The sequence below is a fragment of the Pseudomonas sp. GP01-A4 genome (assembly GCF_058780865.1).
Genome location: NZ_JBYSWF010000016.1, coordinates 72450 through 85294, shown reverse-complemented (window position 1 = coordinate 85294; position 12845 = coordinate 72450). Strand labels below are relative to the sequence as shown.

At 60.7% G+C, this 12845-nt stretch carries 11 protein-coding genes; 7 read left to right on the top strand and 4 right to left on the bottom strand.

All coding sequences use genetic code 11. The annotated features are described in order from the left end of the window. Window positions 1-26 precede the first annotated feature (26 nt). The 5 genes from AC3WKX_RS12295 (at window position 27) to AC3WKX_RS12275 (ending at window position 7722) form a co-directional block, all read left to right on the top strand. Window positions 27-308: a hypothetical protein gene (locus AC3WKX_RS12295; RefSeq protein WP_003211062.1), complete on the top strand. Its 282-nt coding sequence runs from the start codon at window positions 27-29 to the stop codon at window positions 306-308. Window positions 309-645: 337 nt separating this feature from the next. Next, window positions 646-2451 (top strand): phenylacyl-CoA dehydrogenase, encoded by a 1806-nt coding sequence (locus AC3WKX_RS12290; protein ID WP_003211060.1) that lies wholly within the window; start codon window positions 646-648, stop codon window positions 2449-2451. Between the two features lie 205 nt (window positions 2452-2656). After that, window positions 2657-3946 (top strand): GGDEF domain-containing protein, encoded by a 1290-nt coding sequence (locus AC3WKX_RS12285; RefSeq protein WP_023659318.1) that lies wholly within the window; start codon window positions 2657-2659, stop codon window positions 3944-3946. Between the two features lie 90 nt (window positions 3947-4036). Then, a complete protein-coding gene (locus tag AC3WKX_RS12280; RefSeq protein ID WP_102604397.1) occupies window positions 4037-5821 on the top strand; it encodes an acyl-CoA dehydrogenase C-terminal domain-containing protein in 1785 nt (594 codons plus the stop codon). Between the two features lie 122 nt (window positions 5822-5943). Next, window positions 5944-7722 carry an acyl-CoA dehydrogenase C-terminal domain-containing protein gene (locus AC3WKX_RS12275; protein WP_102604398.1) on the top strand — a complete coding sequence of 593 codons (1779 nt, stop codon included), beginning with the start codon at window positions 5944-5946 and terminating at the stop codon, window positions 7720-7722. A 226-nt stretch (window positions 7723-7948) separates the two neighbouring features. On the opposite strand, the gene AC3WKX_RS12270 is transcribed toward AC3WKX_RS12275, so the two are convergent. Continuing rightward, complete coding sequence (locus tag AC3WKX_RS12270) at window positions 7949-8839, bottom strand: LysR family transcriptional regulator (protein WP_003211052.1); 891 nt, start codon at window positions 8837-8839, stop codon at window positions 7949-7951. 209 nt (window positions 8840-9048) lie between these two features. Here AC3WKX_RS12270 and AC3WKX_RS12265 point away from each other — a divergent pair, with 209 nt between their 5' ends. After that, entirely contained in the window at window positions 9049-10329 is a 1281-nt protein-coding gene (locus tag AC3WKX_RS12265) for an aspartate aminotransferase family protein (protein WP_102604399.1), read from the top strand. A 186-nt stretch (window positions 10330-10515) separates the two neighbouring features. Beyond that, a complete protein-coding gene (locus tag AC3WKX_RS12260; protein ID WP_003211049.1) occupies window positions 10516-10674 on the top strand; it encodes a YqaE/Pmp3 family membrane protein in 159 nt (52 codons plus the stop codon). Window positions 10675-10680: 6 nt separating this feature from the next. Here the strand turns inward: AC3WKX_RS12260 and pqqE are convergent, their stop codons facing one another. The 3 genes from pqqE to pqqC are packed head-to-tail and all read right to left on the bottom strand — an operon-like array spanning window position 10681 to window position 12837. Further along, window positions 10681-11820: a pyrroloquinoline quinone biosynthesis protein PqqE gene (gene pqqE, locus AC3WKX_RS12255; RefSeq protein ID WP_173882992.1), complete on the bottom strand. Its 1140-nt coding sequence runs from the start codon at window positions 11818-11820 to the stop codon at window positions 10681-10683. Continuing rightward, complete coding sequence (pqqD, locus tag AC3WKX_RS12250) at window positions 11813-12088, bottom strand: pyrroloquinoline quinone biosynthesis peptide chaperone PqqD (protein ID WP_003211043.1); 276 nt, start codon at window positions 12086-12088, stop codon at window positions 11813-11815. Before pqqD ends, pqqE begins: the two co-directional genes overlap by 8 nt. Continuing rightward, the gene (gene pqqC, locus AC3WKX_RS12245; RefSeq protein ID WP_003211042.1) at window positions 12085-12837 is read right to left on the bottom strand and encodes a pyrroloquinoline-quinone synthase PqqC; all 753 of its coding nucleotides are present in this window, start codon (window positions 12835-12837) and stop codon (window positions 12085-12087) included. The genes pqqD and pqqC overlap by 4 nt, the downstream gene beginning before the upstream one ends. Window positions 12838-12845 lie beyond the last annotated feature (8 nt).

The window sequence follows — 12845 nt, the reverse complement described above, 5'->3', positions numbered from 1 at the left end:
GATTCTCTTATAGGCAGGTTCACGCCATGGAAATCTCTGGTAGCAGTGCGTTTTACTCGGGACTGAGCGCGATTCAGACCGGGCAGAACCGTGTCGACCAGGCCGCCGGCAAGATTGCCAGCGCCGCCACTTCCCAGCCTTCGGACGCGCAAAGTGATCGTTTGCGTTCGGTAGACGCCAATCAGGCCAGCAACTCGGCGAGCAACATGGTCGAGATGGCCCAAGGCAAGTTCCAGGTTGAACTGGGCGCCAAAGTCGCCAAGGCTTCCGACGAAATGCTCGGCACCTTGATCGATACTTACGCATAACCCCCCCTCTTATCGTGTGAGCTGGCTTCTCTGTGGGAGCTGGCTTGCCTGCGATAGCGTCACCTCGATCCTCCTGATACACCGCGGCGCCCGCATCGCAGGCAAGCCAGCTCCCACACTGATCTTCACCGCTCAATAATCTTTTCCCCCTGAATCGTCATGCGGCATTTCGCTGCAGGCCTTGCCGTGCCTGACGTTGACCTGCGTCATGACAAACGGCGTTTGCGCGACGCTTGACAAGGATTGGTCGTAAACGTATGTTTCAAACAACTGTTTGACCGCCACAACACATCCATGCGGTTGTTCATCCCAGATACATCAGCAGAGGTTTATCGCTATGCCTGACTACAAGGCCCCCTTGCGTGATATTCGCTTCGTTCGTGACGAACTGCTTGGCTATGAAGCGCACTATCAGAGCCTGCCGGCTTGCCAGGACGCTACCCCGGACATGGTTGACGCCATTCTCGAAGAAGGCGCCAAGTTCTGTGAGCAGGTACTGGCACCGCTGAACCGCGTGGGTGATATCGAAGGTTGCACCTGGAGCGAGTCAGGCGTTAAGACCCCTACCGGTTTCAAAGAAGCCTACAAACAGTTCGTTGAAGGCGGCTGGCCAAGCCTGGCCCACGACGTGGCGCACGGTGGCCAGGGCCTGCCGGAATCCCTGGGCCTGGCGGTCAGCGAAATGGTCGGCGAGGCCAACTGGTCGTGGGGCATGTACCCGGGCCTGTCCCATGGCGCGATGAACACCATTTCCGAGCACGGCACTCCCGAGCAGCAAGAGGCTTACCTGACCAAATTGGTGTCGGGCGAGTGGACCGGCACCATGTGCCTGACCGAACCGCACTGCGGCACCGACCTGGGCATGCTGCGCACCAAGGCCGAGCCTCAGGCTGATGGTTCCTACAAGGTTTCCGGTACCAAGATCTTCATCTCGGCCGGCGAACACGACATGGCCGACAACATCGTCCACATCGTGCTGGCTCGCCTGCCGGACGCACCGGCTGGCACCAAAGGCATTTCGCTGTTCATCGTTCCCAAGTTCGTACCAAACGCCGACGGTTCGATTGGCGAACGCAACGCGGTGTCCTGTGGTTCCCTGGAACACAAGATGGGTATCCACGGCAACGCCACCTGCGTGATGAACTTCGACGCGGCCACCGGTTTCCTGATCGGCCCGGCGAACAAAGGCCTGAACTGCATGTTCACCTTTATGAACACCGCTCGCCTGGGCACCGCGCTGCAAGGCCTGTCCCACGCTGAAATCGGCTTCCAGGGCGGCCTGAAATACGCTCGCGACCGCCTGCAAATGCGCTCCCTGACTGGCCCGAAAGCGCCGGACAAGGCCGCTGACCCGATCATCGTGCACCCTGACGTGCGCCGCATGCTGCTGACCATGAAAGCCTTCGCCGAAGGCAACCGCGCGATGGTGTACTTCACCGCCAAGCAGGTTGACGTGGTCAAGTACGGCACTGACGACGAAGCCAAGAAACAGGCTGACGCACTGCTGGCCTTCATGACCCCGATCGCCAAGGCGTTCATGACCGAAGTCGGTTTTGAATCCGCCAACCACGGCGTGCAAATCTACGGCGGCCACGGCTTCATCGCCGAGTGGGGCATGGAGCAGAACGTTCGCGACAGCCGCATTTCGATGCTGTACGAAGGCACCACCGGCATTCAGGCGCTCGACCTGCTGGGCCGCAAAGTGCTGATGACCCAGGGCGAAGCGCTGAAGGGCTTCACCAAGATCGTCCACAAGTTCTGCCAGGCCAACGAAGGCAACGAAGCCGTACAGGAATTCGTTGCACCGCTGGCGGCACTGAACAAAGAGTGGGGCGAGTTGACCATGAAGGTCGGCATGGCGGCCATGAAAGACCGCGAAGAAGTCGGTGCCGCTTCGGTGGATTACCTGATGTACTCCGGTTATGCCTGCCTGGCTTACTTCTGGGCCGACATGGCCCGCCTGGCCGCCGAGAAACTGGCTGCCGGCACCACCGAAGAAGGCTTCTACACCGCCAAGCTGCAGACTGCGCGCTTCTACTTCCAGCGCATCCTGCCGCGTACCCGCACCCACGTTGCAACCATGCTGTCGGGCGCCAACAACCTGATGGACATGAAAGAAGAGAACTTCGACCTGGGCTACTAAGCCTCGGCCAGTTCGCTTCAAAAGCCGCCGCTCCTTCGGGAGCGGCGGTTTTTTTTGCGCGATAAAAAACCACAGTACCGCACTCAGGGATTGCTCCGAGCGGCCGTTACAGTGATGGCAATGTGATACGCATCACATTGAATGTGCTTAACTGTGATCAGTGAAGGCACTGTGCCATCTTTTTTTGTGGGTCGGAGCTTTACCCTTGTCGCGCGCGTCTGCTGTACGTTTCAGTCATTTTTTACCTTCACTGCTTTTACTGCTGGCGGGGCTCTCGGCTGCGTATGTGAAGGATCTCAATGTGTTCTTCACTTCACTGTTCAATGTGCTGCCGACCCTCGTGCTGCTGCTGGGCGGTTCGTACTGCGCGGTCTACCGGCGCCAACGAGAGCTGTTCCTGATGATCACGGTGTACGTGGTCTATTTCCTGCTGGATACCCAGACCGATTACTACCGCGATAACGGTCGCGTGCGGGACGACGCGGCCGTGGTCTTCCATCTGTGTTGCCTGCTGTTACCGTTGCTGTTCGGCATCTACGCGGTCTGGCAAGAAAAAACCCACCTGTTTCGTGACTTCGTCGCACGCTGCGCGGTGCTGTTTGCGGTAGGCAGCGTGGCGCTTGCCCTTGAACAAAGTTTTCCCCATGCCTTGTTGAGCTGGTTGGCCGAAATTCGCTGGCCCGCCTTGCATGGCCGCTGGATGAGCCTGATCCAGCTGTCCTATCCGATGTTCCTGATTGGTTTTGTGACCCTGGCCGCGCAGTACTGGTATCAACCAAGACCGCTGCACGCCGCGCAGCTGGTAGGGTTGCTGGGGTTGTTCTGGATGTTGCCGCAGACGTTCATCCTGCCGTTCACCCTGAACATCATGTGCAGCCAGGTGATGCTGATGATCGCTGCCGGGGTGGCCCACGAGGCTTATCAAATGGCCTTCCGTGACGAGCTGACCGGGTTGCCGGGCCGCCGCGCGCTCAATGAGCGCATGCAACGCCTGGGGCGCAATTATGTGCTGGCCATGGGCGACGTCGATCACTTCAAGCGTTTCAACGATACCCATGGCCACGACGTGGGCGACCAGGTACTGCGCCTGGTGGCCAGCAAGCTGTCCAAGGTCAACGGCGGCGGCCGGGCCTACCGCTATGGCGGTGAGGAATTTGCCGTGGTATTCGCCGGCAAGACCCTGGATGAATGCCTGCCGCACCTGGAAGAGATCCGCGAAATCATCGCCAACTACGACATCAAACTGCGTAACCCGGACCGTCCCCACGACGACCAGCAGGGGCGCCAGCGTCGTGTGGGCAATGGCGCTTCCAGCGTGTCGGTGACCGTCAGCATCGGCGTGGCCGAACGCCAGGCCGAGCAGCGCAGCCCTGAAGAAGTGCTCAAATCCGCCGACCAGGCGCTGTACAACGCCAAGGGTGCGGGGCGTAACTGCGTGGTCGCTGCGGGGCAGACCCGCCGCGGCGCGGTCCGCATGGACAGCGCTGCCGGTTGAGTGATGGTGGTGTATTCAGCGGCCCTACAGTGATTGTCCGGTGGGCCGTGCGGCAGTAGGTTGAAGGCATCTGCTGCCGGAGACATTGCCATGCCTGACTATAAAGCTCCCCTGCGCGACATGCGCTTTCTGATCGATCACGTCTTTGACTTCCACGGCCACTACGCCGCGCTGGGTGCAAGCGATGCCAGCCCGGACATGGTCGGCGCGATCCTCGAGGAAGGTGCGAAGTTCTGCGAAAACGTCCTGGCGCCGTTGAACCGCTCCGGCGATGAAGAAGGCTGCCATTTCGACAACGGTGTGGTGACCACGCCCAAGGGCTTCAAGGAAGCCTTCGCGCAGTACGTGGAAGGCGGCTGGCACGGTTTGGCGGCTGACCCGGCCTACGGCGGGCAGGGCTTGCCAATGTCCCTGGGCCTGGTGCTCGCGGAGATGATCTCCTCCAGCAATACGTCCTGGGGCATGTACCCCGGCCTGACCCACGGTGCGATGTCGGCGATCCGTGCCCACGGCACTGAAGAGCAGAAAAACACCTACCTGAGCAAACTCACCGCGGGCCAGTGGACCGGCACCATGTGCCTGACCGAAGCCCATTGCGGCACCGACCTGGGCCTGATCAAGACCCGCGCCGTCCCGCAGGCCGACGGCAGTTATGCCGTCACCGGCAGCAAGATTTTCATCTCGGCCGGCGAGCATGACATGAGTGACAACATCATCCACCTGGTGCTGGCCAAGCTGCCGGATGCGCCGGCCGGCACCAAGGGAATCTCGCTGTTTATCGTGCCCAAGTTCCATGCCGACTCGGGCGAGCGCAACACGATGAGTTGCGGCTCCATCGAGCACAAGATGGGCATCAAGGCGTCGGCCACCTGCGTGCTGAACTTCGATGGCGCCCGGGGTTTCCTGATTGGTGAGGCGAACAAGGGCCTCAACTGCATGTTCACCATGATGAACCATGCGCGCCTGGGCACCGGCATGCAGGGCCTTTGCCTGGGGGAAGCGAGCTTCCAGGGTGCGATCAAGTACGCCAACGACCGCTTGCAGATGCGCTCGCTGACCGGCGCCAAGGCACCCGAAAAAGCCGCTGATCCGATCATCGTCCACCCGGATGTGCGGCGCATGTTGCTGACCATGAAAGCCTTCAACGAGGGCAACCGGGCGTTGACCTACTTCTCCGCGCAGTTACTCGATACCGCGCACTTGAGCGGCGACGAAAGTCAGCGCCAGGAAGCTGAAGACCTGTTGGCCTTCCTTACGCCGATCTGCAAAGCCTTCATGACCGAAACCGGGCTGGAGGTGACGAACCACGGCATGCAAGTGTTCGGCGGCCATGGCTTCATTCGTGAGTGGGGCATGGAGCAGCTGGTGCGGGATTGCCGGATTGCGCCGATCTATGAAGGGACCAACGGCATCCAGGCCCTGGATTTGCTCGGGCGCAAGGTGCTCGGCAGCCAGGGCAAGCTGCTGCGCGGCTTTACCAAAATCGTCCACAAGTTTTGCGCGGCCAACGCCGAACATCCGCAACTCAAGGCCCATGTGGCTCAGCTCAACCAGTTGAATCAGCAGTGGGGTGAGCTGACGGTCAAGGTAGGCATGGCAGCCATGAAAAACCCGGATGAAGTCGGCGCTGCAGCCCTGGATTACCTGATGTACAGCGGCTACATCATCCTTGCCTACTTGTGGCTGCGCATGGCGCTGGTGGCGCAGGAGCAGTTGGACAGCGGTAGCGGTGATGCCGATTACGCCCGAGGCAAGCTGGCGACCTGCGAGTTCTACTTCAAGCGCCTGCTACCGCGCACGGCCGCGCACCGGGCGGCGGTGGAGGCGGGCAGTGAGTGCCTGATGAGTCTGCCGGCGGAGCTGTTTGCGCTTTAGTGACCGTAAAATACTTGTTGGTCACAAGCAGACCCTATGTGTCACAAAAGTTGTTCGGTTACACTCGGGGTCTGTAAAACCGACCCCACCCGAATAACGTTAAAGTTCTCACGAGGTTTGCCATGGCTGACTACAAAGCGCCGCTGCGCGATATGCGCTTCGTCCTCAACGAAGTTTTCGAGGTCGCCAAACTCTGGGCCCAACTGCCCGCGCTGGCAGAAACCGTCGACGCCGAGACCGTTGAGGCAATCCTCGAAGAAGCCGGCAAAGTCACCTCCAAGACCGTCGCCCCGCTCAGCCGCGGCGGCGACGAAGAAGGCTGCCGCTGGGAGAATGGCGCGGTCTTCACCCCGGCTGGCTTCAAGGACGCCTACAAAACCTACGCTGAAGGCGGTTGGGTAGGTGTTGGCGGCGACCCGGCGTACGGCGGCATGGGCATGCCCAAGGCGGTGTCGGCCCAGGTGGAAGAGATGATCAACTCCTCGGGCCTGGCCTTCGGCCTGTACCCGATGCTGACCTCCGGCGCCTGCGTGTCGATCAACACCCACGCCAGTGAAGAGCTCAAGGCCACTTACCTGCCGAATATGTACTCCGGCGTGTGGGCCGGTTCCATGTGCCTGACCGAACCTCATGCCGGCACTGACCTGGGGATAATTCGGACCAAGGCCGAGCCTCAGGCAGACGGTTCCTACAAGGTCAGCGGCACCAAGATCTTCATCACCGGTGGCGAACACGACCTCACCGAGAACATCATCCACCTGGTGCTGGCCAAGCTGCCGGACGCACCGGCGGGTCCCAAGGGTATTTCGCTGTTCCTGGTACCCAAGTTCATGGTCAATGCCGACGGCAGCCTGGGGGCGCGCAATCCGGTGACCTGCGGCTCCATTGAACACAAGATGGGCATCCAGGCGTCTGCGACCTGCGTGATGAACTTCGACGAAGCCGTGGGCTACCTGGTGGGCGAGCCGAACCGTGGCCTGGCCGCGATGTTCACCATGATGAACTACGAGCGCCTGGGTGTGGGCATCCAGGGCCTGGCCTCCGGTGAGCGCTCTTATCAGAACGCTATCGAATATGCGCGCGACCGCCTGCAAAGCCGTTCGCCAACCGGTCCGAAAGCCAAGGACAAGGTCGCTGACCCAATCATCGTCCACCCGGACGTGCGGCGCATGCTGCTGACCATGAAAGCCTCGAACGAAGGTGGCCGTGCGTTCTCCACCTATGTGGCGATGCAGCTCGACACCGCCAAGTTCAGCGAAGACGCCACCGTCCGCAAACGCGCGGACGATCTGGTTGCTCTGCTGACCCCGGTTGCCAAGGCGTTCCTGACCGACCTGGGCCTGGAAACCACCGTGCACGGCCAGCAGATTTTCGGCGGCCACGGCTACATTCGCGAATGGGGCCAGGAGCAACTGGTGCGTGATGTGCGCATCACCCAGATCTACGAAGGCACCAACGGCATTCAGGCCCTGGACCTGGTGGGACGCAAGATCGTCGGCAGCGGTGGGGCGTTCTACAAGCTGTTCGCTGATGAGATCCGCCATTTCACCGCCACTGCCGGCGCCGAACTGGCCGAATTCACCAAGCCGCTGAACGCGGCCGTGGATGACCTGGACGAACTGACCGCCTGGCTGCTGGACCGCGCCAAATCCAACCCGAATGAAATCGGCGCGGCATCCGTGGAATACCTGCACGCGTTCGGCTACATGGCTTATGCCTACATGTGGGCCCTGATGGCCAAGGCGGCTCTGGGTAAAGAGGCTCAGGAAGACTTCTACGCGAGCAAGCTGGGCACCGCGCGTTTCTACTTTGCGCGCTTGCTGCCGCGGATCGCGTCCCTCAGCGCCTCGGTAAAAGCCGGTAGCGAATCGCTGTTCTTGCTGGATGAAGCACTGTTCTAAGGACTTGGAGGGCGTGTAAGCATTCTCTTACATGACGTGCTGCTATTCGTCCTCTATCGCCAAATTGGATCCACGGATAATCTACTTCACATGGACGTCGCGCAGGAAGCGCAAAGCAACAACACGGACACGTAGGATTCTGCCAGGAAGGCGGAGTGAAATGGATGTCAGGGAAACAGTCTGCAAAGCCCCGCTTCGGCGGGGTTTTCTTTTGCCTGCGAAAAAGTCAGGCGGGCGCGTTCATCACGTCTTCCAGCAGCGTGCGCAACAATTCCAGCGTCGCCTGCTGGCGCTGCACATCCCGGCACACCAACCCCACTTTCAACGGCACCCGTGGTTCGCTCAGGGGTTTCCACAGCAACGCCTTGCTGTTGTGTTCATCCTGGGAGCGTCCGGGAAGCACCGTCGCCAGCTTGGTATGGGGCAGGCTGTCGAGAATCCCCGCCATCGTATTCAACTCGGCCTGCACTTGCGGGCGTCGGCCCAGGTTGGCCAATTGACCTTGCCATATCTGGCGCACCTGAAACTCCTCCCCCAGCAGCAACATGGGTAACTCGGCGGCTTGCTTCAGGGAGACTTTCTTGAATTCCCGCAGCGGGTGATCAGCCGGGATGACCACCTTCAGTTCATCTTCATACAGCAGCACGCCGTGCAGCCCCGGCTGGCGTGGCGGCAGGTAGCTGATGCCGATATCCAGCGAGCCGTTGAGCAGCCGGCGTTCGATTTCCATCCCGGTCAGCTCGTAGATCTGTACGACCAGGTGCGGCTGGGCCTTGCGCACCCGTTCGAGCATCTGCGGCACCAGGCTGGTGTGCACGGTTTGCAGCACGCCGATCGCCAAGGTGCGCAGTGCCTGGCCCTTGAAGTTGCGCAGTGCTTCCACCGCGTGCTGCATACCGTCGAGCAAGGGCAGGGCGTGGTTATACAAAGTGTGGGCGGCGAGGGTCGGCAGCAGGCGCTTGCTGCTGCGTTCGAACAGGCTCACATCAAGGTTTTGCTCGAGCTGGCGAATCTGCTGCGATAAAGCTGGCTGGGAGATCGACAGGCGCTCCGCTGCCCGCCCCACATGGCCTTCTTCGTACACCGCGACGAAATAACGCAGTTGCTTGAAATCCATAAGTAATGCTTATCGAAAATGCTGGAAAATCGAAATGGCCGAGTGCCCCCAAGGCGCCTAGTCTAGCGCCTATTCACAGGGCTTACAGGGCCGGAAAGCACGATGAGTAGTGTTTATGTTGACGGTGTTTGCATAGGCAAGGCAAAAAACCTCCGCCATGGGTTTATCGGTAATACCGACCAAGGTGCGATTGCCAAAGGGGTTCATCCATGAACCTGTTCAACCTGCGTCGCCCCGCCCCCAGCCTGGATGATCTGATCCTCGAGGCAAAGACCCCGGCTCTGCGAGACGATCTTTCCAGCGACTGCCTGATGCCCAGTGTGGCCCGCCCGCCCCAGGTGTTTGTACGCGGCCAGGGCTCCTGGCTGTGGGACAGCGAAGACCGCGCCTATCTCGACTTCAGCCAGGGTGGCGGCGCCAACAGCCTGGGCCATAGCCCACAGGCAGTGACCAAGGCGCTGGCCGATCAGGCCCAATCGCTGATCAATCCCGGTAACAGCCTGCACAACCGCGTTCAACTGAACCTCGCCGACCGCCTGTGCCATCGCACCGGCAGCGACCAGGCCTACCTGCTCAACAGCGGCGCCGAAGCCTGCGAAGCGGCTATCAAGCTGGCGCGCAAATGGGGCCAACTGCACCGTGGTGGCGCCTATCGCATCATCACCGCGAGCAACGGGTGCCATGGCCGCAGCTTTGCCGCGATGTCGGCCTCGGCAGCCGCCAGTGAAAACCGTTTTGAGCCCCAGTTGCCAGGCTTCAGCCACGTGCCGTTCAACGACCTGCCGGCGCTGCACGCGGCGGTGGATGCGCAAACCGTGGCAATCATGCTGGAACCGATCCAGAACGATGCCGGCGTCATTCCCGCGACCGAGCATTACCTCAAGGGTGTCGAACGCCTGTGCCGTGAACTGGGAATCCTGTTGATCCTCGATGAAGTGCAAACCGGCACCGGCCGTTGTGGCACGTTGCTCGCCGAACAGTACTATGGCGTTCGCGCCGACATCATCACCCTGGGCAAGGGCTTGGGGGGCGGTGTGCCGCTGGCGGCGTTGCTGGCACGGGGCAAAGCGTGTTGTTTTGAGCTGGGTGAGCTGGAAGGCACCCACCACGGCAACGCGCTGATGGCTTCCGCCGGTGTGGCGGTGCTTGATACGGTGCTGAACCACGGATTTCTTGAACACGTCTGCGAGGTCGGCACTTACCTGGGTGAAGGGCTTGCCCGCCTGGCGCATCGCTATGACCAGGGTGAACTGCGCGGCCAGGGCCTGATGTGGGGACTGACTCTGTCGGAGGATTCGGCAGATGCGGTGGTAAACGCCGCGCTCAGTGAAGGCCTGATCCTGAGCGCGCCGCAACCCGATTGCCTGCGCTTCACCCCGGCGCTCACATTGAGCAAAAGCAACGTCGACGAAATGCTCCTGCGTCTGGCCCGTGCCTTCTCCCGGGTGCGCACTGCACAGCTGCAATGCCGCAAGGGCATTGCCGTTTAAGCCCCATATTTCCTGAACCGTCTCGCGGTATACGCGGCGCCTCCAGCCTGATTCTTTTGGCTGGGGGCGTTTTTTTGTCCGCGAATTAGACGATGGCTGAGTGCCAGATCCCACTGAACCCCTACCAACGGCCAAGGTCGATTAGCTTGTACGGCTCACACGAGCCGATTTTCTGGAGCTGAACCCATGGATATCATTCGCATCATCATCGCCATTCTGCTGCCGCCACTGGGTGTGTTCCTGCAAGTGGGTTTCGCTGGCGCGTTCTGGCTGAACATCCTGCTGACCTTGTGCGGTTACATTCCCGGCATCGTGCACGCGGTGTACATCATCGCCAAACGCTAAAAGACCTCAGCCTTTCGCGATCAGCCGTGAGTTGCGCTCATTGCGAAAGGCCAGTTGCTCGATGGTCTGGGTGGCGTGCTCCGCTTCTTCGCGGGCCTGGAGGATCATGCCGTGGTGCTCCGATTTGCTGCACACCGGGTCAGCATTGCTGGCATCCCCGGTCAGCATGAACGCCTGGCAGCGGCACCCACCGAAGTCCTTTTCCTTCTCGTCACATGAACGGCACGGCTCGGGCATCCAGTCGTAGCCGCGAAAGCGGTTGAAGCCAAACGAGTCGTACCAGATGTGTTGCATGCTGTGGTCGCGCACATTGGGAAATTGCACCGGCATCTGTCGGGCGCCGTGGCACGGCAGGGCAGTACCGTCCGGCGTTACTGTCAGAAAGATGCTGCCCCAGCCATTCATGCAGGCTTTCGGGCGTTCCTCGTAGTAATCCGGCGTGACGAATATCAGCTTGCACGGGTGGCCTTCGGCTTCGAGCTTGGCGCGGTATTCGTTGGTGATGCGTTCGGCGCGCACCAGCTGTTCCTGGGTCGGCAACAGGCCGACCCGATTGAGCTGGGCCCAGCCGTAGAACTGGCAGGTGGCAAGCTCGACAAAGTCCGCTTCCAGGGCAATGCACAGCTCAATGATGCGGTCGATCTTGTCGATATTGTGCCGATGGGTGACGAAGTTCAGCACCATCGGGTAGCCATGGGCTTTCACTGCCCGGGCCATTTCGAGTTTTTGTGCGAAGGCTTTTTTCGAGCCGGCCAGCAAGTTGTTCACTTGCTCGTCACTGGCCTGGAAACTGATCTGGATATGGTCCAGGCCGGCCTTCTTGAAGTCGCTGATCTTCTGCTCGGTGAGGCCGATGCCGGAGGTGATCAGGTTGGTATAGAAACCCTGCTTGCGCGCCTCGGCGATCAGTTCGGCGAGGTCCTGGCGCACCAGCGGCTCACCGCCGGAAAACCCCAGTTGCGCAGCGCCCATTTCCCGGGCTTCACGAAATACCTTGATCCACTGTTCCGTGCTCAGTTCCTTGCCCTGCTCGGCAAAATCCAGCGGATTGGAGCAGTACGGGCATTGCAGCGGGCAGCGGTAGGTCAGCTCGGCCAGCAACCAGAGCGGCAGGCCGATTTCCGGCTTGGGTGGCAGGTCAGGCAAGTTCGATCCAGTGCTGAGCACGGGCAACCTCCATGAATTGCTCGATGTCTTCACCGAGCTCGGGCACGCCAGGGAACTGCTTGTCCAACTCGGCGATGATTGCGCTGACATCGCGCTCGCCGTCGATCAAGCCACCGATCAACGCGGCGCTGTCGTTGAGCTTGATCATGCCTTCCGGGTACAGCAGCACATGGCCTTTTTGCGCCGGTTCGTACTGGAAACGATAGCCCTGGCGCCAGGTCGGTTTTTTACTGCGATCGAAGCTCATAGGGTGATCCCCTTATGCCATACACGCTGATCGGTCACGCTGTGATACGGCGGGCGTTTCAGTTCATAAGCCATGCTCATTGCATCGAGCATGCTCCAAAGAATGTCCAGTTTGAACTGAAGAATTTCCAGCATGCGCTCCTGGCCTTCGCGGGTGGTGTAGTGCTGCAGGGTGATGGCCAGACCGTGCTCCACATCCCGGCGAGCCTGGCCCAGGCGGGTGCGGAAATACTCATAGCCGGCCGGGTCGATCCATGGGTAATGCTGGGGCCAGCTGTCGAGGCGCGACTGGTGGATCTGCGGGGCGAACAACTCGGTCAGGGAACTGCTGGCGGCTTCCTGCCAGCTGGCCCGGCGGGCGAAGTTGACGTAGGCGTCTACCGCAAATCGTACGCCCGGCAGTACCAACTCCTGGGAGCGCAGTTGATCCGGGTCGAGGCCGACGGCCTGTCCCAGGCGCAACCAGGCTTCAATGCCGCCGTCTTCGCCGGGAGCGCCGTCGTGATCCAGCAGGCGCTGGATCCACTCACGACGAATCTCCCGGTCCGGGCAGTTGGCCAGGATCGCGGCGTCCTTGAGGGGAATGTTCACCTGGTAATAAAAACGGTTGGCGACCCAGCCCTGGATCTGCTCGCGGGTGGCGCGGCCTTCGTACATCGCCACGTGATACGGGTGATGGATATGGTAGAAGGCGCCCTTGGCGCGCAGGGCCTGTTCGAACTCGGCGGTGGTCAGCGGTGTGTCAGTCATTTGGCTCG

Coding starts and splice junctions, on each gene's coding strand:
- AC3WKX_RS12265 (WP_102604399.1), top strand. CDS start 9,049: ATGAACCTGTTCAACCTGCGTCGCCCCGCCCCCAGCCTGGATGATCTG.
- AC3WKX_RS12260 (WP_003211049.1), top strand. CDS start 10,516: ATGGATATCATTCGCATCATCATCGCCATTCTGCTGCCGCCACTGGGT.
- AC3WKX_RS12275 (WP_102604398.1), top strand. CDS start 5,944: ATGGCTGACTACAAAGCGCCGCTGCGCGATATGCGCTTCGTCCTCAAC.
- pqqC (WP_003211042.1), bottom strand. CDS start 12,837: ATGACTGACACACCGCTGACCACCGCCGAGTTCGAACAGGCCCTGCGC.
- AC3WKX_RS12290 (WP_003211060.1), top strand. CDS start 646: ATGCCTGACTACAAGGCCCCCTTGCGTGATATTCGCTTCGTTCGTGAC.
- pqqD (WP_003211043.1), bottom strand. CDS start 12,088: ATGAGCTTCGATCGCAGTAAAAAACCGACCTGGCGCCAGGGCTATCGT.
- AC3WKX_RS12295 (WP_003211062.1), top strand. CDS start 27: ATGGAAATCTCTGGTAGCAGTGCGTTTTACTCGGGACTGAGCGCGATT.
- AC3WKX_RS12270 (WP_003211052.1), bottom strand. CDS start 8,839: ATGGATTTCAAGCAACTGCGTTATTTCGTCGCGGTGTACGAAGAAGGC.
- AC3WKX_RS12280 (WP_102604397.1), top strand. CDS start 4,037: ATGCCTGACTATAAAGCTCCCCTGCGCGACATGCGCTTTCTGATCGAT.